Source organism: Nonomuraea sp. NBC_00507 (genome assembly GCF_036013525.1).
Taxonomy (GTDB): Bacteria; Actinomycetota; Actinomycetes; order Streptosporangiales; family Streptosporangiaceae; genus Nonomuraea.
In genome coordinates this window covers 4545402-4564712 of sequence record NZ_CP107853.1, presented here as the reverse complement: position 1 = coordinate 4564712, position 19311 = coordinate 4545402, and the positions used below count along the sequence as shown (strand labels likewise).

16 protein-coding genes are annotated in these 19311 nt (G+C 72.4%); 6 read left to right on the top strand and 10 right to left on the bottom strand.

The window, feature by feature from the left end; all coding sequences use genetic code 11:
* Nucleotides 1-14: 14 nt before the first annotated feature.
* The 4 genes from OHA25_RS22610 to OHA25_RS22595 form a co-directional block, all read right to left on the bottom strand.
* On the bottom strand, nt 15-1997 hold the full coding sequence (locus OHA25_RS22610) for a zinc ribbon domain-containing protein (protein WP_327589481.1): 1983 nt from the start codon (nt 1995-1997) through the stop codon (nt 15-17).
* A 438-nt stretch (nt 1998-2435) separates the two neighbouring features.
* The gene (locus OHA25_RS22605; protein WP_327589480.1) at nt 2436-3551 is read right to left on the bottom strand and encodes a serpin family protein; all 1116 of its coding nucleotides are present in this window, start codon (nt 3549-3551) and stop codon (nt 2436-2438) included.
* A 27-nt stretch (nt 3552-3578) separates the two neighbouring features.
* Nucleotides 3579-3860 carry a hypothetical protein gene (locus tag OHA25_RS22600; RefSeq protein WP_327589479.1) on the bottom strand — a complete coding sequence of 94 codons (282 nt, stop codon included), beginning with the start codon at nt 3858-3860 and terminating at the stop codon, nt 3579-3581.
* A gap of 3 nt (nt 3861-3863) precedes the next feature.
* Nucleotides 3864-4316, bottom strand: a complete 453-nt coding sequence (locus OHA25_RS22595; RefSeq protein WP_327589478.1) for a hypothetical protein — start codon at nt 4314-4316, stop codon at nt 3864-3866.
* Here OHA25_RS22595 and OHA25_RS22590 point away from each other — a divergent pair.
* Together OHA25_RS22590 and OHA25_RS22585 are read left to right on the top strand one after the other, a co-directional pair.
* The gene (locus OHA25_RS22590; RefSeq protein WP_327589477.1) at nt 4315-4464 is read left to right on the top strand and encodes a hypothetical protein; all 150 of its coding nucleotides are present in this window, start codon (nt 4315-4317) and stop codon (nt 4462-4464) included. The genes OHA25_RS22595 and OHA25_RS22590 overlap by 2 nt on opposite strands.
* A 3-nt stretch (nt 4465-4467) precedes the next feature.
* Nucleotides 4468-5193, top strand: a complete 726-nt coding sequence (locus OHA25_RS22585) for an AfsR/SARP family transcriptional regulator (protein ID WP_327589476.1) — start codon at nt 4468-4470, stop codon at nt 5191-5193.
* Here OHA25_RS22585 and OHA25_RS22580 read toward each other — a convergent pair.
* Genes OHA25_RS22580 through OHA25_RS22570 form a run of 3 tightly spaced genes read right to left on the bottom strand, consistent with a single transcriptional unit; the run spans nt 5181 to nt 11752 of the window.
* Nucleotides 5181-8177, bottom strand: a complete 2997-nt coding sequence (locus OHA25_RS22580) for an AfsR/SARP family transcriptional regulator (RefSeq protein ID WP_327589475.1) — start codon at nt 8175-8177, stop codon at nt 5181-5183. The two genes, OHA25_RS22585 and OHA25_RS22580, sit on opposite strands and share 13 nt — an antisense overlap.
* Before the next feature lie 19 nt (nt 8178-8196).
* Nucleotides 8197-9186: an inositol-3-phosphate synthase gene (locus tag OHA25_RS22575; protein ID WP_327589474.1), complete on the bottom strand. Its 990-nt coding sequence runs from the start codon at nt 9184-9186 to the stop codon at nt 8197-8199.
* 7 nt (nt 9187-9193) lie between these two features.
* Nucleotides 9194-11752 carry an ATP-binding protein gene (locus tag OHA25_RS22570; RefSeq protein WP_327589473.1) on the bottom strand — a complete coding sequence of 853 codons (2559 nt, stop codon included), beginning with the start codon at nt 11750-11752 and terminating at the stop codon, nt 9194-9196.
* 74 nt (nt 11753-11826) lie between these two features.
* On the opposite strand from OHA25_RS22570, the gene OHA25_RS22565 reads away from it, so the two are divergent.
* Nucleotides 11827-12936 carry an MFS transporter gene (locus OHA25_RS22565; protein ID WP_327589472.1) on the top strand — a complete coding sequence of 370 codons (1110 nt, stop codon included), beginning with the start codon at nt 11827-11829 and terminating at the stop codon, nt 12934-12936.
* Here OHA25_RS22565 and OHA25_RS22560 read toward each other — a convergent pair.
* Nucleotides 12905-13531 carry a hypothetical protein gene (locus tag OHA25_RS22560; RefSeq protein ID WP_305916368.1) on the bottom strand — a complete coding sequence of 209 codons (627 nt, stop codon included), beginning with the start codon at nt 13529-13531 and terminating at the stop codon, nt 12905-12907. The two genes, OHA25_RS22565 and OHA25_RS22560, sit on opposite strands and share 32 nt — an antisense overlap.
* 251 nt (nt 13532-13782) lie before the next feature.
* Here OHA25_RS22560 and OHA25_RS22555 point away from each other — a divergent pair, with 251 nt between their 5' ends.
* Nucleotides 13783-13947 (top strand): hypothetical protein, encoded by a 165-nt coding sequence (locus OHA25_RS22555; protein WP_305916369.1) that lies wholly within the window; start codon nt 13783-13785, stop codon nt 13945-13947.
* Here OHA25_RS22555 and OHA25_RS22550 read toward each other — a convergent pair.
* The gene (locus OHA25_RS22550; RefSeq protein WP_327589471.1) at nt 13923-15482 is read right to left on the bottom strand and encodes an ABC transporter substrate-binding protein; all 1560 of its coding nucleotides are present in this window, start codon (nt 15480-15482) and stop codon (nt 13923-13925) included. The two genes, OHA25_RS22555 and OHA25_RS22550, sit on opposite strands and share 25 nt — an antisense overlap.
* Before the next feature lie 194 nt (nt 15483-15676).
* Between OHA25_RS22550 and OHA25_RS22545 the strand changes: the two genes are divergently transcribed.
* Complete coding sequence (locus tag OHA25_RS22545; protein WP_327589470.1) at nt 15677-17536, top strand: sensor histidine kinase; 1860 nt, start codon at nt 15677-15679, stop codon at nt 17534-17536.
* On the top strand, nt 17529-17885 hold the full coding sequence (locus OHA25_RS22540) for a DUF742 domain-containing protein (RefSeq protein WP_305916372.1): 357 nt from the start codon (nt 17529-17531) through the stop codon (nt 17883-17885). Before OHA25_RS22545 ends, OHA25_RS22540 begins: the two co-directional genes overlap by 8 nt.
* A 23-nt stretch (nt 17886-17908) precedes the next feature.
* On the opposite strand, the gene OHA25_RS22535 is transcribed toward OHA25_RS22540, so the two are convergent.
* Complete coding sequence (locus tag OHA25_RS22535) at nt 17909-19297, bottom strand: MFS transporter (RefSeq protein ID WP_327589469.1); 1389 nt, start codon at nt 19295-19297, stop codon at nt 17909-17911.
* Nucleotides 19298-19311 lie beyond the last annotated feature (14 nt).

Below are 19311 nucleotides of genomic sequence, written 5' to 3'. Positions count from 1 at the left end.
ACGATTCTCTGTGTTTACCTGAGGATTTCGGGCAAATCGGGTAGGCGTGGCCGTGGCGGGCCGTCTGCGTACTGTCCCAGGGGGAGTACGGGGGTGGCCGCGACGCGGTGGAAGCCGGTCCGGTGGTGAGGATCGCGTGCAAGTCCTGTTCGTCCCGCTGGGCGGGTCGTCTGGGGTGCTTGGCCCGCCGGACGCTGTCCACCCCTGCTGGGGAGTGGGGCGGGCACCGTGCGCCGGTCGGGCACACGGCTGGAGGTCTTTGAGGCGCGGGTGGGGCGTTTGGGGGTGGGGCGGTTCTTGGCTCTGTCCCGGGCGGCTGGTCGGGGGTGCAGGTCGGTTCGGGTGCGGCGGGCGCGGCGGGCGGCCCGGGTCGCCTTGCGAGGGCGGCGGGCGCGGGCCACGTTGCCCTCCACCACCGCGGCGATGCTGCGGGTCCCGGTGGTGCGGTCGGTGCGGGTGGCCTGCTGGCCGAGCAGGCCGCGCGCGAGGATGCGTTCGGCCGCCGCCCAGTCCCGATCGCACGACAGCCCGCACGCCGGACACCAGGCCCACGCCCAGCCCCGCTCGGCGAGCCGGTCCGGAGCCGGGCAATGCCGCAGCACCGACGTGCCGTCACCGCAGCGGGGGCAGTATTTAGAGGTGCCGCGGGCCGCGACGGTGACCACCGCGATCGCGCTCTTGGCCGCCAAATGCCGGACCGCCTCCACGATCTGCCCGCGCACCTGGCCCGACAGCCGCGCGTTCGCGCGTCCCCGGCGTCCGCGCGCTTCCAGGGTGGCCAGGTTCTCCAGGTAGATGACCGTCGCCCCTGAGGCGAGGGCCTGGTCGACTGCCCAACGGGCCGCCGACCAAGCCAGTGCCTTGTTCAGGTTGCGGATGCGCGCACACACGCGCTCATGCTCCCTATCGATGACCTCATACGCCGCGCTCAATGCGGCGAAGCGAGCATCGGTGGACGCCAGGCCGGCCAGCAACCGTTCCTGACACTCGCGTTTGGCGGCCAGATGCTCGCGCTCGGCCCGCAGCCGGTGCAGCTTGGCCGACACGCCGCTCGCGTCGTAGACCAGCGGCCGCCCATCCGAGACGACCCTGCCGTCGGCCGTCAGACGTCCGACCGTACCGGTCAGCAGGGCACTCAGCTCCCAGTCGAAGCCGCACCCGATCACATGACCGGTGGCCGGCGCGAAACCGATCGGGGTCTGGAACGGCAGATCGACGCGCACCCGGCCCTTGGCCACGCGCAGGGTGGGGGTGCACAGTTTCGCCTCCGCAGGGACGGTCGGCGGCAGGGCGATGGGCAGCACATGCCAGGCCCAATCCCTGGCGGAGGCCGGGGACGCGGTCAGGGGCAGCTTCACCCGCAACCGGGCGCTGCGCTCACCGGTGCGCTCCAGGGTGGCCAGTTGCCGATCGGCCGCGGCCAGCACGATCTGCGCCGCACACGCCGGAGGACCCTCCAACTCGGTCAGGTCCGCCGGCAACTGGCCGTCGTGCGCGTCGCGGTAGGCGCGGACCTGGCGCGTGCGATTGCGGATCTCCGCCGCGCCTGCCCCATCCGGCAGCACCGCCTGCAAGGCGTCCCATTCGGCGTCGGTGCGCCTGCCCGGGTCACGCGGCCAGGTCGCCACGATCGCCGCCACCACCGCCCGCCGGTGCAAGGCCAGCCGCATGGTGCGTGCGACCTGCTCCTGGACGCAGCGCGCCACCCGATCACACATGTGCACGCCCGCAGCCGGACTCACGCCCCAGCCCAGCCGCCGCAGGGCCATCCAGCCCTTGGCCGGCAACACCCGCCCGTCCAACCCGACCCCGCACGCCAGGGCATCCAGACCCGCCGCACTCCACCGGGCGGCCACCAGGTCGGCGGTCAAGTCCCGCGCCAGGCCGGTCAGCCAGCTCACCCGCTGGGCCAACAGCGGCTGCGGGACGACCTGGCCGGTCTGCTCCACGATCGCACTATGGGCGGTACAGGTCGCCGTCGAGGTGAGCCTGCTCATGCACCCACCGGCCCCGCCTCGGGCAGGCCGAAGCTGACCAGTCGCATCGGGATCGGCCGGCGTGCGGCCATGCTCGACGACCGCCACGCCCACATGCCCGCACCCCCACCCCGGCTCTGGTCTTCACCGTCAGTGACCGTAAGACTACCAATATTTGACCCTGCCGGGTAGAACATGTGAACGACTTGATGCCCACGTCACCCTCACCCACCTGGCCAGAATCGGGCACCGCCCGTCACATCGCAGGGCGTGAAAGCTCAGCGGCATCACGGGGCAACCAGATCGGCGGCCTCACCGACGTATACCGGCCTGACAGGATGATCCTGCCCGGGGCCTGGCCGTCACCGCCAACCTGAAAGAGCGCCACCACGAGATCCGGGCAGACGCTTAGGTTTCCATAGCGAATATGACGAGCAGTCCAAACCCTGCCACCGGCTCTCACGGTTCGGGGTCGGCGACCCAGCCCGCGGTCAGGACGAGGCCGCTGCGTCGCTCGACCGCGAGGAAGCCGAACGGGCGGGCGAACTCCACGTCGACGCGCCTGACCCGGTAGGGCGGCGGGGGGAGAACGCCGCCTGGAACGGCGGCGAAGACGGTGACGGACGCGGACTCGAACCCGGTGGCGCTGAAGACCGCGACGGCGGCCTGCGCGGCCTGGTCGATCGCCAGCGGCTCGGGGCTGATCCCCGGGAAGTGGCCGTGACGGGCGTCGGTGACCGCGCCCAGGCCGAACACCTCAGGCAGGCGCAGCAGGTCGTGCGCGGAGTGGACGGTGAAGCGGGGCACGGTGACGGTCAGCGTCTCATCGCGGGTGTAGGAGGGGACGACGGCGACGTTCACCCCTGGTCCGGACATCCCCACGGAGGGAGCGTTCAGCGCGGCGATGCCGGCCGTCAGCACCTCGCCGGGCTGATCCTGCTCGCCGAGCAGGAGGTGAACGTCGACGCCGCCGCTGCCCATGGCACAGAGCATCGTGAGCAGGCCCGACGGGGTGTCGACGACGCGGAGCCGGTCGAGCGCCGCCGTGCCGCGCCGCAGCACGGCCAGTTCCCGTCCGGCCCACGGGCCGCTGTCGAACACCGCGAAGCCGTCCTCGAACGGCCGCAGCCACGTGGTCCTGACGGTGAGCGCGCCGGCCAGGACCAACCTCAGGTGCTCGGCCGGCGCCACCGGCATGGCCGGGATCAGCCCGCCGGTCTGCTCGGACGCCCAGGTGTCCAGTCGCCGGCGGTCCGCGGCCGGGTCTCCGGTCAGCTCGCCACGCAGCCCCGGGGGCAGGGTGGCGAGCCAGGACGGGCGCAGCGGCAGCGTACGGGCGGTCCACAGGCCGACGGCGGCCCGGACGGCCGGACCGCGCAGCGCCTGTAACACACCGGGCACGGCCGTGACGTCGGCGCCCACGGCGCGCGAGAGCTCGCCACGCCCGGGGCCGTCAGCGGCCGCTGCGAGGCAGGCCAGGAGCGGCCACACGCACGCCCCCGACAACACGGACGACTCCCCCGAACCGAGGGCCGCCGCCCACCGGGCCGTGAGCTCGTTGACCGGATTCCGCATCGGCCCAGTATCGCGCCGAGGCGACGATCAGTGGCTGGTCCAGAGGGGCTTGTTGTCGCGGGAGTAGATGATGACCCGGCCGTCGTTGGAGACCGCCAGCCAGGCCCCCGGGTTGCCTGCCGTCTTCGTGGTCCACAACGCCTTGTCGTTGCGGTCGACCACGACCCAGTTGCCCTCCGCCTGCATGAGGGAGCGCGCCCCCGGATGCCCGGCCGTCGGCGTCGTGAACAGGCTGCGCCGCCCGTCGTACAGGACCGCGTTGCCCTCGTCCTGCTGGATCAGCTTGTAGCGGCCGTTGCTCGACTGCACCCACTACCCGGGACGGAGCACGTGTCCGGAGGGCAGTTTCCCGCCGAGGTACGCCATGGACGACCACAGCGGCTTGTTGTCCCTGGAGTAGATGACCAGGTTGCCGCTCTGCTTCGGCAGCAGCAGGTACGCGCCGGGGTTGCCGGCGGTCGGCGTGGACCACAGCGGCTTGTTGTCCGCGCCGTAGATGACGAGGTTGCCCTCCTTCTGCATGGTCGCGCGGGCGCCGGGCCTGCCCGCCGTCGGCGACGTCCACAACGCCCTGGTGCCGTCGTAAAACACCAGGTTGCCCTGCTTCTGCTGGACCAGCTTGAACCGGCCGCCCCCCGAGGTCAGCGACTGTCCGGGCAGCAGCCATTCGCCGGGCCCGAGCCGGTCATCGGCGGCGGCGGTGGCGTTGCTCGGCTGCGCCATGGCGACGGCGGCCGCCGAGCCCGCGAGGAGCGTGCCTGCCATGACGGCGATCGCGGCCTTCGTGATCAACTTTCTGCTCTTCCTGTTGAGAGTCGAAGATCGTGAGGGAAAGACCCTGGCAGATGGTGTTGGCGTTCTCTTGGCGGAGGCCGGATTTAGTGCTCGTTTAGCGGGTTCCGCCAGGCTGTGACCGATGGATCACTTGGAGTTTCGCCTGCTCGGGTCCATAGACGCCTGTGTCGGGGGGCGCCGCCTGGAGATCGGGCCGCGTAAGCGTCGTTTCGTGCTGGCCGCGCTCCTGCTGGACCTGAACCGTCCGGTCCCGGTGGAGCGGCTGATCGACGCCGTGTGGGAAGGCGGCCCGCCGGACAGTGCGCGGATGACCGTGCAGGGACATGTCTACAGGCTGCGGAAGAGCGGCGTACGGGTGGAGAGCGACCCCGCCGGTTACGTGCTGTGCGCCGACCCCGACCACGTCGACGCGCTGCGCTTCCGGCGGCTGGCCGCCCGGGCGGCGCAGGAGCCCGGCGAGCCGGGCGCGGACCTGCTGGAGACGGCACTGGCGCTGTGGCGGGGGCCGGCGCTGGGCGGTCCCGGCGGCGGCATGTCGCTGGAGGTGGCCGGGGTCGAGTTGGAGGAGGCGCGGCTGGCGGCGGTCGAGGAGCTGGCCCGCCGGCGGCTGGCACTCGGGCAGCCGGAGCGGGCGGTCGCGCCGTTGCGCGCGATCGTGACGGCCGAGCCGCGCCAGGAGCGGCTGGTGTCGCTGCTCATGACGGCCTTCTACCGGCTCGGGCGGCAGGCGGAGGCGCTGGAGCTGTACGAGCGGACCCGCCGGCTGCTGGCCGACCAACTCGGCGTGGATCCGGGGGCGGAGCTGCAGGCCACGTTCGAAGCGCTGCTCTCAGGTCACACCACCTGAGCGAGTACGGCCCGCGCCCGCGCCTCGTCCAGCCGGTGCCCGTACTCGCGGTGCAGCTCGGCGGCCCTGCGTGCGTCCTCGGCCGACCGCTTGACCTGGGCCAGCACGGTGAGCGCCTGGCCTTCGAGCCGGCGCAGGCCGTACCGTGCGGCCGCCTCCAGCGCCTCCCCGGCCACGGCGGCGGCTTCGTCCCGCCGCCCGCTCCCCAGGAGCACCTCGGCCAGCCACACGCGGGTCCGGGTGTCGAAATATGGATAATTGCGGTCCCGGTAGCGGGCCAGCACGTCCCGGAACAGGGAGAGGCGCTCGTCGAGTCCCAGCGACGCGTCCACGCGGGCCAGGGTGCCGCGGGCCTCCTCGTACCGGCCGGCCGGCCCTCTCACGGGCGCCTCCCGCACGGCCCGCCGCGCCAGCTCGGCGGCGCGTGCCCCGTCCTCACGCAGGTGGTGGGCGATGGCCGCACCGGAGAGCGTCCCGGCCAGCTGGGCGTCCTTCGCCCACGCCAGCGCATGCTCGTATGCCCCGATGGCCTGGCCGAGATCGCCCAGTGCCACGTGCACGTCGCCGAGGACGGAGTATGCCCTGCCCTCCCAGGCAGGCCGGCCGCCGTGCTCCTCCCAGATCCGGATGGCTCGCAGCTGCCGCTCCAGCGCCTCGCGGGCGCGGCCGGCCCACAGGAGTTTGATGGCGTAGTTCTCCAGGATGCCGGCCAGCCTCGTGGTCGGCTCCCGCGCCTCCCACAGCCGCACGATCCGCTCGTGCTCCGCCATGCTCTCGTGGAGATCGCCGAGGCCGGCCTTGGCCACGACGAGGTTGGTCAGGGCCAGCTGGACGCCGGTCTCCCAGCCGATCTCCGCATACAGCTTGGAGGCGAGCTCGCAGTGCCGGATGGCCTCGCGCGGCTCGCTCAGCACGAGGCTGGCGTTGGCCAGCGTGTGGTGCATGCCGGCCTGGCCGGCGCGGTCGCCCGCCCGCTCGGCCTCGTCCAGGGCGCGAGTGGCCAGCGCGATGACCACGTCGGGCGGATAGTCCTGGTACACGAAGGCACGCAACGTCTCCACCAGCCACCACGACACGCGACCGCGCGCCTGGTCCATGACCGCCAGCAGGTTGTGCTGCTCGGCCTGGAACCAGGCGCTCGCGGCGCCGGCGTCGGCGAACTCCTCACCGTCGCACGGCGGATCGTCGGCGGTCAGCGGGAGCAGCTCGAAGGAGGGTGCGAGCAACGGCGCGGCGGCGCGCGCGGAGTGCAGATAGTACGCGTGCAGCGGCGCGGGGTCGTCGTCCCGGGCGGTGCAGTGCTCGCGGGCGTACAGCGCGACCAGGTCGTGCAGCCGGTAGCGGCCAGGCGCGTGCTCCTCGATGAGGTGGGCGGAGGCGAGCCTGGCCAGGAGCCGCTTGGCCGTGGCCTGGTCGGCGCCCGCCAGCCGGGCGGCCGTGCTCGCGGTGAAGTCGCAGCCGGGCACCAGCCCGAAGCGGCGGAACAACACCTGGGCCTCGGGCGGGAGCGCGGCGTAGGAGCCGGCGAACGCGGCGGCCACCGTGGCCTGCGCGTCGCCCTCGACGGCCAGCGTGCTCCAGCGGTCGGCGTGCAGCTCCTTGATGTATTCGCGCAGGCCGGCCCGGCCGATGAGGTTCGCGCCCGCGATGGCCAGGGCCAGCGGCAGGTGCCCGCACAGCTCGGCGAGCTCGGCCACGGCGGCGGGGTCGGCGCTGATGAGGTCGTCGCCTACCAGGTCGGCCAGCAGGTCGCGGGACTCGCCGGGGGTGAAGGTGCCCAGCCGCACGCTCCGCGCCCCTTGCAGGGCCAGGCCGCGCAGCGCGTCGCGGCTGGTGACGAGCACCGCGCAGGACGAGCCGCCGGGCAGTAGCGGGCGTACCTGCTCGGCGTGGGCCGCGTTGTCGAGCAGCAGGAGCACGCGCCTGGTGGCCAGCGTGGAGCGGTAGAGGTCGAGCTGCTCGGCAGCGCCGGTCGGCCGGGCTCCGGCGGGCACCCCGAGCGCGCCGAGCAGGCGGGGCAGCACTCGCTCGGGTGGCAGCGGATCGCCCTGGCCGTGGCCGTTGAGGTCGACGTGCAGCTGCCCGTCGGGGAAGTCGGCGGCCAGCTGGTGGCCGATGTGGACGGCCAGCGCCGACTTGCCGATGCCGGCCGCGCCGGTGACCACGGCCACCCGGTCGCCACGCAGCAGTCGCCGCAGGCGTTCGGCCTCGGCCTGCCTGCCGACGAAGCCGGCGACGTCCCTGGGCAGCTGGCGCGGCGTCACCGGCCGGTGGCCCTCGACGATGCGCTGATGCAGGTCGCGCAGGCGGGGCCCGGGATCGACGCCGAGCTCACCGGCCAGCGTGCGCTGCACGTCGTGGTAGAGCTCCAAGGCCTCGGCCGGCCGCCCGTCGTGCCAGAGCGCGGTCATGGCGAGCGCGTGCGGGGTCTCCCTGAGGGGCTCTTCGTCCCTCAGCTCCTGCAGCAGGGCGGGCACCTCGCGGTGGCGGCCCAGCTCGATCAGGGCGGCGGCGTGCTCCTCGAGCAGGTCCCAGCGCTCGCGCAGCAGCGGGCCGCGGATGCGCTGCTCGACCCAGGCGGTGCCGATCCCCTGGAGCGGCTGGCCGCGCCACAGGTCCAGCGCCCGCGCCCAGGCAGCGGTGGCGTCCTCGGGCCGGTCCGCCGCCCGCCCCTCGGCCGCCAGGCGGCGGAAGCACCCGAGGTCCACCTCGTCGGGCGGCACGTCGAGCGCGTAGCCGGCGGTCGTGCTGGCGATGCGCTCGCCCAGGGTCTTACGCAGCTGCGCCACCTTGAGCTGGACGATGGTCTTGGCGGTCTTGGGCGGGTCGTCCTCCCAGAGCGCCTCGATGAGCCCGCCGACCGGCACGTAGGAGCCATGGTGCGCCGCGAGCAGCCCGAGCACGCACTGCTGCTGGGCTCCTTCGATCGGGATCTCGGCGCCGCCGACGTGCACCTCGACCGGGCCGAGCACGCGGATCTCCATCCCGCCCGAGCATAGTGCGTCAAACCGCCTTCATCAGCGTGGCGGACACCTCCTCGAGGAGCCCGCCGACGCCCTGGTCCATGGCCGCCTTGGCGTGCCGGACCGCGTCGAGGGCGTTGCCCGCGGCACTGGGCGAGTCCTCGACGACCATGCGCAGCTCCACCTCCAGCGGGGAGCCCCCGAACCCCTCGCCGTCCAGCCGGATGTAGGCGACCTTGCGGTCCTCCATGAACGGTATGTACTGGGCGCCGACGTGCGCGGCCGCGCCCGCGCCCGTGACCTTGGTGGCCTTCTTGCTCGCCATCCGCGAGGCGTCCTGGAGGTTGACGAAGTCCATGTTGCCGCCGCCGAGCAGCTGGTGTCCGCCGCCGAGGCGGACGCCGCTCGCCGTCAGCGCGTCGACCAGCGCCCGGTGCAGCAGCGTGGCGCCGAACGAGCTCTTCAGGTCGTCGCCGAGCAGCGGCAACCCGGCCTCGGCGAAGCGGCGCCGCCACTGCGGGGAGCGGGCGAGGACGGCCGGCATGCAGTTCACGAACGCGCAGCCGGCGTCCAGGGCGGCCCGCGCGTACCGCTCGGTGGCCTGCTGCGCGCCCGTGGGCAGGAAGTTCAGCACGACGTGGGTGCCCGTGGCCGCCAGGTGCGCGGCGACCTCCTCCGGCGTGAGCTCCGTGGCGCCGGAGCTCGCGCCGCGCGGGTCCACGAGATCCGCGGAGTCGGGACCCACGCCGTCGGCCAGGATCCCGTTCACGACCGGCACCCCGAGGTGCGGCACGGCGGCGAACGCGCGGGCGTTGTTGGGCGGCGTCCAGATGGCCTCCGACAGGTCGCGGCCGAGCTTGGCGGCGTTGACGTCGAAGGCGGCGGTGAAGCGCACGTCGGAGATCGCGTAGCCGGCGCACACGGGGTGCCGCAGGCCGGGCGCGTCGCCGCCGCGGTAGTACTCGACGCCCTGTACCAGGGACGACACGCAGTTGCCCACGCCGATCACGGCCACGTTCACGGTAGTCATGACGGGATTAGATCAGCCCCGCGCGACGGGCCAGCGCGGCGGCCTCCACGCGGGAGGTCGCGCCCAGCTTGGCCAGGATGTTCGAGACGTGAACGCCCGAGGTCCTGGCGGAGATGAACAGCCGCTCGGCGATCTGCCGGTTGCTCAGCCCCTGGGCCACCAGGCCGAGCACCTCCAGCTCCCTGGCCGACAGGTGGAGGTCGCCGGTGAGGTCGACCCTGAGCGTGGCGGCAGCCGCTTCGACCTCCCGCCGCAGCGGCTCCGCGCCCAGGCTCGCGGCGATCGCGGCCGCCTCGCGGAGCAGCTCGCGGGCGCCCGCCCGGTCCTGCTCGGCCGCCCTGACCAGGGCCTGCCCCAGCGCGTGCGGCTGCCCGACGGTACGCCAGCACGCAACGGCCGCCGCCCACGACCCGCCGCGCTCGGCCTCGAACGTGGCCCGGTACGCCTCCTGCACCGGCCCCGTCGTGGCGATGCCCGCAGGCGCCTCCCGCACGCGGCCGGCGCGTGCCGCCAGCACCAGCAGCGGCCAGGCGTACCGGCGGCTCTGCCGGAGATCGTGCTCGGTCAGCACGTGGTCGACCACCCGGGCGGCCCGCTCCGGGTCCGCCTGGGCCACCGCGAGCCGACACTCCAGCAGGTCGGGCTCCAGACAGGAGTCGTAGCCCCGCGACCGCCCGCGCATCAACGGCCTGGCCAGGCGGACGACACCGTCGGCCTCGGCCAATGCCCCTTCCCAGACGGCGACCGTCCCCAGAACCATGAGGATCCAGGCCCGATGGATCGGCGCCGGATCCAGGGCGAGTGCCGCCCGGATGACCTCGCGGGCCTCCTGCCAGCGGCCGAGCGAGACGAGCGGCTCGGCGAGGTTCGCGGCCAGGTGGGCGCCCCTGGTGCGGGCCATGCCCAGCCGTCTGGCCCTGGACATGCCCTCGCGGGCCACGGACTCGGCCCTGACGTGCTCCCCCGCGGCCTCCAGCACGTCCGCCTCGCTGGCGTAGGACATGAGCAGACTGTCGTCGTCGGGCGCGGCGGACCGGAACTCGGCGTACAGGCTGGACGCCGCGGCGAGGTCGCCATCGAGCGCGGTGAGCGCGGCCAGCGTGACCATGGCCCGGGCGTCGCCGAGCGTGAGCGCTTCCTCGGCGTGGGCGCGGGCCTCGGTGTCCTGGCCGTTCCAGGCCAAGACGGTGGCGAGGGAGCCGATCAGCCTGGCCTGGCGCGGGGCGAGGCGTACGGCTTCGCGCAGGTCTCCGAGGCCCCCTTCGCCGAGCAGGTCGCGGACGGCGACGCGCAGCTCCAGCAGGTGCGCGGCCCGCAGCGGATCGTCCACCTCCTCCAGTGCCCGGGTGGCCAGCTCCTCGGCCCGCTCGGCGTCGCCCACGCACAAGGCGTCCCGCGCGGCCTGCTCCAGGACCCACGCATGATCCCGCCCTCGTGTGTGGGCGTCGTCCCACAGCTCGAGCACACGTTCCCAGCGGCCGGCCTGCCAGGCGGCGTCGAAGGCACGCCGCCGGTCTCCCGCCGCGTACCAGTGGTCGGCGGCAAGCTCCGGCCACGCCTCGGCGCAGCGGGCGTGCAGGCGCCGCCGCTCCCCCGGCAGCAGGTCGTCGTAGACGGCGTCGCGGATCAGGGCGTGTCTGAAGGCGTAGCCGTCCCCGTCCACGAGCAGCAGCCGCGCGCCTACGATCGGCCGCAACGCCTCGTCGAGCGCCAGCTCGTCCAGCCCGGCCACGGCCGCCAGCACCTCGTGCGGCGTCCTGCGCCCGGCCACGGCGGCGATCCGCAGCACGTCCAGACTGAGCGGGCCGAGACGGTCGGCCCCGGCGAGCAGCAACTCACGCAGCGAGGCCGGGGTGGGCGCCCCGGCGCCGGCATCGGCCAGCGCCTCGACGAACAGCGGGTTGCCCTCGCTCCGCGCCACGATCGAGTCCAGCTCCGCAACGCTCCAGCGAGCCCGCCCGGCGGCGACCCGCGAACCGAGCTCCACCCCCTCGCCGTCGCAGCTCAGCATGCGGGCCACCTCCTCGCGCCCGAGCGGCGGCACCCTGATCACCTCGGCGGCCGGGAGCCGCAGCGGCTCGCGGGAGGTCCCGATCACCAGCACGCCCGGCCGCATCAGATTACGCAGCAGGAACACCAGCAGGTCACGGCTGGCCTGGTCGGCCCAGTGCAGGTCCTCCAGCACGAGCACCACGGGACGCCGCTCGGCGGCCCGCTCGACCAGCAGGAGCACCTCCTCGAACAGCCGCGCCCGCCCGAGCCCGGGCAGCTCCGTCGCCTCTCCCAGTTCGGGCAGCAGCCGCGCCAGCCCACCGCGCCCGCCGCCCGGCACGAGGCCGACTCCGTGCTCCCTGACCAGCCGCCGCAGCACGGGCACGAACGGCGCGTACGCGGCCCCGCCCGGATCGGCCCCGCCCTCCGCGACGAGCGCGTCGATCCCGCTGACGAACTCGCGGACCAGGCGCGACTTGCCGATGCCCGCCTCGCCGACGACCAGCACGGCGGCCGGTGTGCCTGCCTGCGCCGCGGCCAGCCGCCGCAGCTCCGCCTCACGTCCGACGAACACAACAGTCATTATGAAGAGGCGGCTAAGCATCTTGCCCGATGTGCCTGGGCACCGGCTCAGGCACCGTCGTCGGCATGATGATCCGCTCGATGAACCTGATGATGGCCGCCTCGATAGCCGGGCTATTCGGCTTCTACCTGCTGTTCTCCACGGTCCCCCTGTACGCCGCGACGGGCGGCGCCGGTGAGCTCGGCGCGGGGATGACGACGGCCATCATGATGCTGGCCACCGTCCTGGCCGAGCTGGCCGTCCCGTGGCTGCTGGCGCGGTTCGGCTACCGCACCGTGATGGGGCTGGGCCTGGCGCTGCTCGGCGGGCCCGCCCTGCTGCTGCCGCTGTCGGCCGCGCTGCCGCTGGTCCTGGCCGTCTCTCTGCTGCGCGGGGCCGGGCTCGGCATCGTCGTGGTCGCGGGCACGGCGCTGACCGCCGAGCTCGTGCCCGCGGAGCGGCGCAGCGAGGGCCTCGGCCTGTACGGCGTGGCGGTCGGCATCCCGTCGATCCTCGGCCTGCCCCTCGGCCTCTGGGCCGGCGACGCGCTCGGCTTCACGCCCGTCCTGGTTGTGGCCGGGCTGGTGCCCCTGGCCGGGCTCGTGACCGTGCGCGGGCTGCCGGCCACCAGGCCCGCCCGAGTGAGCGCCCGGCACTCGACGGAGGCACGCGGGCTGGCCGGGCCCGCGCTGATCTTCGCGGCGGTGACCACCGCCACGGGTGTCATGGTGACCTTCCTGCCGCTGGCGGGCTCGCCTGAGCTGGCCTCGGCCGCGCTGCTCACCCAGTCGCTGGCGACTCCGGTGGCCCGCTGGCTGGCCGGCAGATTCGGCGACCGGCACGGCTCGGCCCGCCTGCTGCTGCCGGGCCTGCTCGCCGCCGTCGCGGGGATCGCACTGCAGACCCAGGTCGACGGCCCGGTCGCGGTGGTGGCCGGGATGGCGGTGTTCGGCGCCGGGTTCGGGGTGCTGCAGAACGCGACGCTGGCGGTGATGTTCGAGCGCGGCGAACCGTCCCGCGTCAGCGCCCTGTGGAACCTGGCCTACGACGCGGGGATGGGCGCGGGGGCGATGGGGTTCGGGCTGGTGCTCGGCCACACCGGTTACCCGCTCGGCTTCGCCCTGGTGGCCGCGCTCATGGCCGTCACGCTGCCACTGACCAGGGTCAGGCCGGCGGGCGTTCCACTCCCACGGTGATCTCGTTGCCGAGCCGGCGGCCGGTGAGCAGGTCGAGATCGTCGCCGCTCCAGAACCTGCCGGGGTCGTACCAGTTGGGGCGGCGGCCGGACTCCAGCAGCCCCATCGCCTCGTAGGTGACGGCCACGACCTCGGCGCAGTAGGCGCTCTCCAGCGCCACCTCCTCGCGGGTCCGGCGCGGGATGCGGCCCCTGAACCAGCGGGCCGCCAGGCGGGCGGTGGAGGGGAACGGGGTGCCGTCGAGGCGGGCCACCGTGCGCAGGGCCGCGTCCTCCATCTCCGGCGTGACCTCCGGCTCCAGTTGGCGCAGCCAGGCCCGCTGACCGTATTTGTTGGCCCACACCGTGACCGCGCCCCGCAGGTCGTGCAGCTGGACCCCGCGGTGGTGGGTGCCGGCCCACAGGTCCGGCAGCGACCTGCCGAGCTCGGCGTGCCACATCATGGGCGGCAGGTCCTCGATCACTATGGCCATGCCCACGTGGTTGACCGGGCTGTTGGTCATCGTCTGGATCGCGCGGTCGGGCACCGAGCGCCCGCGGAAGACCCACAGGTCTCCGGTCCTCGTCACCTTGACGGCCTCGTCGAGAGTCAGCACACCATTAGCGTCTTCGGTTCTCTGTGTTTACGCAAAACGAACATCGGCGTAGCCACGTCGCACGCCGATCGAGGACGGGCAGTGATCCGGTGGAAGCCGAAGCCGCGTCCGTCCACGAGTGCGGCTCTTGGGCCATCGCCCCGCCGGACGCGATTACGGTCCATCGCAACCCATCACGTGGGAGAACAGTTCTACCGGTAACCACCGGCTCGCATGGCGAGCGCCATCAACAGGTCATAGTCTAGGCAACTATGCGCTGGTGGAAGATGCTCGGTCTGGCCGGAATCATGGGCGTCGCGGCCACGGGAGTGGTGATCGCGCGGGCCGAACGACGGCGCCGCGCCTACACGCCCGAGGAGATCAGGACACGCCTGCGCGAGCGTGCCCACACTCAGCCGGACGGACGCAACTCATAGACGAAGACCACGTCGGAGTAGGCCGGGTTGTCCACGTAGCCCTGGACGCTCCCCTGGTAGGCGCGCTGGTAGTTGACCACCCAGGGCAGCGCGGCGGCCGCCCGCTGGTCCAGCACCCGTTTGGTGGCCTGCTCGTACGCTCGCTGCGCCGCGTGCTTGTCGGTCACGGTCAGCTCGGGCACGGTGTCGAGCAGCGTGTCCAGCGCACGATCCTTGAGGTAGGTCAGGTTGAACACGGGCGGCTCGCCGCTGTGGAAGACGTTGCCGAAGTAGGAGTAGCCGTCGGCGTAGTCGGGCCACCAATACATGACGAAGATGTCCTGACCCTTTTTCCGGCCCTGATCCCACTGCGCGGTCCAGGGCATCGCCGTGGCCTCGACAGTGACGTTGAGCGGCTTCAGCGTAGCCTCCAGCCGCGTGGCGAGCAGGCGCCAGTCGGTGTCACCCTGCCCGTACGTCAGGCGTAGCCGCAACGGCCGGCCTCCCGGGCCGTAACCCGCCCGGGACAGCAGCCGCTGCGTGGCGGCCAGGTCCTGGCGGGGCACGCGGCCGGGCACGTAACCGAGCAGTCCTTCGGGGATGACGCCGCTGGCCGGTGAGCCGGCCCCCTTCAGGTCCTTGATGAGGCGCTGATAGTCGACGGCCTTCTGCACGGCGCGCCGCACCCGCACGTCTTTCATGGGGCCGCTCGCGGTGTTGAACAACAGCATCGCCGTCTGGAACGACGGCCGCTCGGACGTGCGCACGCCCGGCGTGCGCGTCGCCCTGGCGAACAGGCGCGGGTTGAGCCGTTCGACGAAGCTCACCTCACCGCGCAGCAGCAGGCGCCACGCCTGGTCGGCGTCCGGCACGACGCGGTACTTCACCGTGCTGTAGTGCGGCTTGTCCCAGCCGCCCCAATACTTGTCGTACGCCGTGAGCGTGAGCTCCTCCTCCTTGCCCTTCTGCCACTTGGCCACCGTGTACGGCCCCGAGCCCGCGTCCCTGCCCTGGCCGAACCACTTCGTCAGGTCGGGCGCCGCCTTGGTGTCGTAGATATAGGCCGCGTACCCGGCGGAGGCCACCAGGTCGAGTGGCACCGGGTATTTGAGCACGAACGTCACCGTCGACGGGTCCTCGGCCCTGATGGAGGAGACCGCGTCCCAGATGTAGTACGCGCCGGTCTTGGAGGCGATGGTGCGCTCGATCGACGCCTTGACCGCCGCCGCGTCCAGCGGCCGGCCGGTGTGGAAGGTCACGCCGGAACGCAGGTTGAACGTCCAGGTGCGGCCGTCGGCCGAGGCCCGCCACGACGTGGCCAGGCGGGGGACGGACTTCTTGGTGACCGGGTTCCAGAGCGTGAGCGTCTCGTAGATGTTCTGGAAGGCGATGATCTCGTTGGAGTAGGACTTGCCGGGGTCCCACTCCGTGATCACGTCGAGGTTCTGTACGTGCACGAACGGCGCCTCGCCGGCCGGGGCCCGCGGTGGTTCGGGGGGCGGTGAGCAGGCCGCGAGAAGCGCCAGCGCGACGGCCGCGGCGAGACGACGGCGCAACGCATCTCCCTCTGTCAGCGATGTACCCCGGGAAACCTACTCCAAGATCACGGAGGTAGGGGGCGCGTGTCAAAAAGTCCCGAAAAATTGGGCATTTTGGTGATCGGATTGCTATCCTCACCCTGTCCCGTCCGGGGTTGCCAGCAGGGGACCGACCGGAGTGAGGTGCCATGGGTCGTAGCCGAACGATCCGCATGAAGATCATCGGCCTACTGCTGGTGCCGCTGGCCTCCATGGTGGTGTTGTGGGGGGTCATCACCGCCGTCACCGCGACCGAGGGTTTGGAGCTGCGCGAATACAAGACACTCTGGACGAACCTGCGCCTTCCCGCGTACAAACTGATCAGCGAGATCCAGCATGAGCGTCTCGTCTCGGCCAAGCTCCTGCGGCACACGGCCGGCACCGCAGCCGTCGCCGCGCAACGCACCCGTACCGACACCGCCAGGGACACGTTCAGGCAACTCTCCAGTACATCCAAGGACCGATCGGAAGAGATCCGCACACAGGTGGACGCGGTGTATGCGCAACTCGACAGGCTCGACGCGATCAGAGGAGAGATCGACACGGGCCTGTCCGACCGTCTGCACACCGTGGAGGCCTACAACGCGATCATCGACACGCTCTTCGGCCTGCACCGACGCGTCGCGCTCATCGACGACATCCCGATCTACGAGCAGTCCCGCGTGGTCATCGACATGAGCTACGCCAAGGAGTTGCTGACCCGGGAGCAGGCCATCGCGCTCGGGCCGGTCACGGCCGCGGAGCGCAGGTTGTTCACCGAGATCGCCGGCAACCGGCGCTTCCTCATCGACCAGTCCCTCGCCGAGCTCGACCCGGCCCTGCGCGACGCCAACGCCGCCCTGATCGCCTCCCCCGCCTACCAGCGGATGCGGATGATGGAAGAGCAGATCATCGCCGGCGGCATGCCCAAGGGCTGGCTCAGCGCGACAGAGGGGCTGGCCACGTCGTTCAACAAGACGCAGATGCAGGCCAGCGCGATGCTGAGCGCGCGGGCCGAGCCGGTCGCCGACGAGGTGATCAATCGGGCGTTCATGTTGGCCGGCACGTGTTTCGCGCTGGTCGTGGTGTCGATCGCGTTCTCGTTGCGGATGGGTGACCGGCTGTCGAAGGAGCTCGGCGCGCTCCGGCTGGTCGCGCTGGAGATGGCCCAGGAGCGGCTGCCGCACGTGGTCGCCAAGCTGCGCAGGGGCGAGAAGGTCGACCTGCCGGAGCTGTCGGTGACGAGCACGACGACCGAGATCGACGACGTCGGCCAGGCCTTCTCCACCGTCCAGCAGACCGCCGTGGAGTCCGCGGTCGGCCAGGCGCAGCTCAGCGAGGGCGTCGGCCACGTGTTCCGCAACCTGGCCAGGCGCAGCCAGACCCTGCTGCACCGCCAGCGCATCCAGCTGGAGGACATGCAGCACCGGGCGACCGATCCGGACGCCCTCGAAGATCTTTTCAAGCTCGACCACCTGACCACCCGCATGCGCCGCCACGCGGAGGGCCTGATCATCCTGTCGGGCGCGACCCCGGGCCGCGGCTGGAGCCGGCCCGTGCCGCTGCTGGACGTGGCCCGCGGCGCGGCCGCCGAGGTGGAGGACTACCAACGAGTCACCGTCGAGCCGATGCCGGCCAACCGCCTGGCCGGGCCGGTCGTCGGAGACGTGATCCACCTGATCGCCGAGCTCATCGAGAACGCCACCGTCTACTCCCCCGCGCACACCTCGGTCATCGTGCGTGGCGAGAAGGCGGCCCGCGGCTTCGTCTTCGAGGTCGAGGACCGCGGGCTCGGCATGAGCGCAGAGGAGCTGGCCGAACTCAACGAGCGGCTGGCCAGCCCACCGGAGTTCGACCTGGCCGACAGTGACCGGCTCGGCCTTTTCGTCGTCTCCCGCCTGGCCGCCAGGCACGACATCCGCGTGACGTTGCGCGGTTCACCATATGGAGGGACCACCGCCATCGTGTTGATCCCGGAAGAGCACGTGGCCGAACCGGAGGATCCCGTGCTGCAGGAGCCCGTACGCCCCATGCGGGTGGTGCGAAGTGAGTGACGAGCGCTGGCTGGACGAGGACGCCGGTCCGATCGTCCCCGCCTACCTGCTGACCAGGGGCCGTACGGTGCCCGCGAGCGAGGCCATCGACCTCATCGCGGTGATCATCACCGCCGGCGGCCTGACGCCGCCCGCGGGCCTCGGGCCCGAGCATCTGATCATCTTGCAGAAGTGCACCAAACCCACCCGGCTCGCCGACGTGGCCGCCGAGCTCAACTTGCCGGTCGGCGTGGTCCGCGTGCTGGTCGGCGACCTGCACGCGCGCCAGCTCGTGCAGGTCGAGCACCCGCCTCCCGCGCCGGACGCCAAGGTGCTGCTGGAGGTGATCAGCGGGCTGAAGGCGCTGTGACATGGCGATCTCATGCCGACTTCTTAGACCGCTGTGACGTGCCTGCGGTTGAGCCGCCCGTAGACCGTGGCGAACACCGTGGCCACCGCCCCGGCCGCGGTGGCCACGCCGAAGACCCACTGATAGCCGGTGACGCCGGGCTGGGCGGCCAGGATGGCGGCGATCACGGCGCCCGAGGTGCTGCCGCCCACGATCCGTACGAGCGCGTTCACGCCTGCCGCCACGGCCGTCTTGCCCGGGTCCACATGCTCGACGGCCATGGTGCCCAGAGCCGCGTAGCCGACGCCGAGACCGACGCCCATGAGCGAGGCGGCCACATACAGGTGGGCAGGGGTGTCGTGCATGTACACCAGCCACAGCGCGGCCAGGCCGGTGACCCCGGAGCCCGCCGCGACCATCGTCGAGGCCTGGAAGACCCGCATGAGCCGGCCCGCGAACAGCGAGATCACCAGCATGAACAGCGTGCTCGGCAGCAGGTAGAGCCCGACCTCCAGGGCCGAGGCGGACAGGCCGGACACGGGCGACTGGGCGAACCCGGACATGCCCGTCAGGATCGTGAAGAACGCGAACCCGAGCAGCATCGAGGCCACCGTCGCGCCGACCGTGCCCCGGTGCACCAGCATCGACATCTCCACCAGCGGCTCGGCCACCCTCCGCTCGACCAGGACCCAGACCGCGGCCAGCAGCGCCGCGGCGGCGAACAGGCCGAGCACGCCCGGCGAGGTCCAGCCCCAGGAGCCGCCCTCGCTGATGCCCAGCAGGAGCGCCACCAGCCAGGCGGCCATCAGCGCGGCGCCGAGCAGGTCGGGGCGGGCCCGCACGGCCGGGGCGTGGTCGCGGACGAGGAAGGCCACGATGATCGCGGCCACCAGGGAAATGCCGGCCATGATCCAGAAGACCAGGTGCCAGTCGCCCGCGGCGAGCCCGGCCAGGATCATCCCGCCGCCGGCGCCGAACCCCATCGTCGCGCTCACCACCCCGATGCCGGTCGCCAACTGCTGCCGGGGCAGCACGTCGCGTACCACCCCGATCGACAGCGGCACGAGGGCGGCCACGGCGCCCTGCAGCACGCGCGCCACCAACAGCCAGGCCAGCGAGGTCGCCAGGGCCGCCATGACCGAGCCGATCACCAGCAGGGCCAGCGCGCCGAGGATCATCGTGCGCCTGCCGTACATGTCGCCGAAGCGCGACAACAGCGGCGTGGCCACCGCTGAGACCAGGAGGCTCAGCGTGAGCGTCCAGCTCACGGCGGCAAGAGAGGTGTCCAGCTCGCGTTGCAGCACTGGAAGCAACGGCACCACCGCGGTGTTCTGAAGGGCGGCGATGGATGCGCCGAAGGCCAGCGCGATCACTCCCGGCCAGGGGTTCCTGTTCGACGTCGTGCGTGCGCTCGATGCGACGGCTGTCGCCATCTCGGCTCCTTTAG

Bases quoted from the DNA above. Each gene is read 5' to 3' on its own strand.
- OHA25_RS22610 (WP_327589481.1), bottom strand. From the start codon at position 1,997: ATGAGCAGGCTCACCTCGACGGCGACCTGTACCGCCCATAGTGCGATC.
- OHA25_RS22605 (WP_327589480.1), bottom strand. From the start codon at position 3,551: ATGCGGAATCCGGTCAACGAGCTCACGGCCCGGTGGGCGGCGGCCCTC.
- OHA25_RS22590 (WP_327589477.1), top strand. From the start codon at position 4,315: ATGACGGCGATCGCGGCCTTCGTGATCAACTTTCTGCTCTTCCTGTTG.
- OHA25_RS22595 (WP_327589478.1), bottom strand. From the start codon at position 4,316: ATGGCAGGCACGCTCCTCGCGGGCTCGGCGGCCGCCGTCGCCATGGCG.
- OHA25_RS22585 (WP_327589476.1), top strand. From the start codon at position 4,468: ATGGATCACTTGGAGTTTCGCCTGCTCGGGTCCATAGACGCCTGTGTC.
- OHA25_RS22580 (WP_327589475.1), bottom strand. From the start codon at position 8,177: ATGGAGATCCGCGTGCTCGGCCCGGTCGAGGTGCACGTCGGCGGCGCC.
- OHA25_RS22575 (WP_327589474.1), bottom strand. From the start codon at position 9,186: ATGACTACCGTGAACGTGGCCGTGATCGGCGTGGGCAACTGCGTGTCG.
- OHA25_RS22565 (WP_327589472.1), top strand. From the start codon at position 11,827: ATGATGATCCGCTCGATGAACCTGATGATGGCCGCCTCGATAGCCGGG.
- OHA25_RS22555 (WP_305916369.1), top strand. From the start codon at position 13,783: ATGCGCTGGTGGAAGATGCTCGGTCTGGCCGGAATCATGGGCGTCGCG.
- OHA25_RS22545 (WP_327589470.1), top strand. From the start codon at position 15,677: ATGAAGATCATCGGCCTACTGCTGGTGCCGCTGGCCTCCATGGTGGTG.
- OHA25_RS22535 (WP_327589469.1), bottom strand. From the start codon at position 19,297: ATGGCGACAGCCGTCGCATCGAGCGCACGCACGACGTCGAACAGGAAC.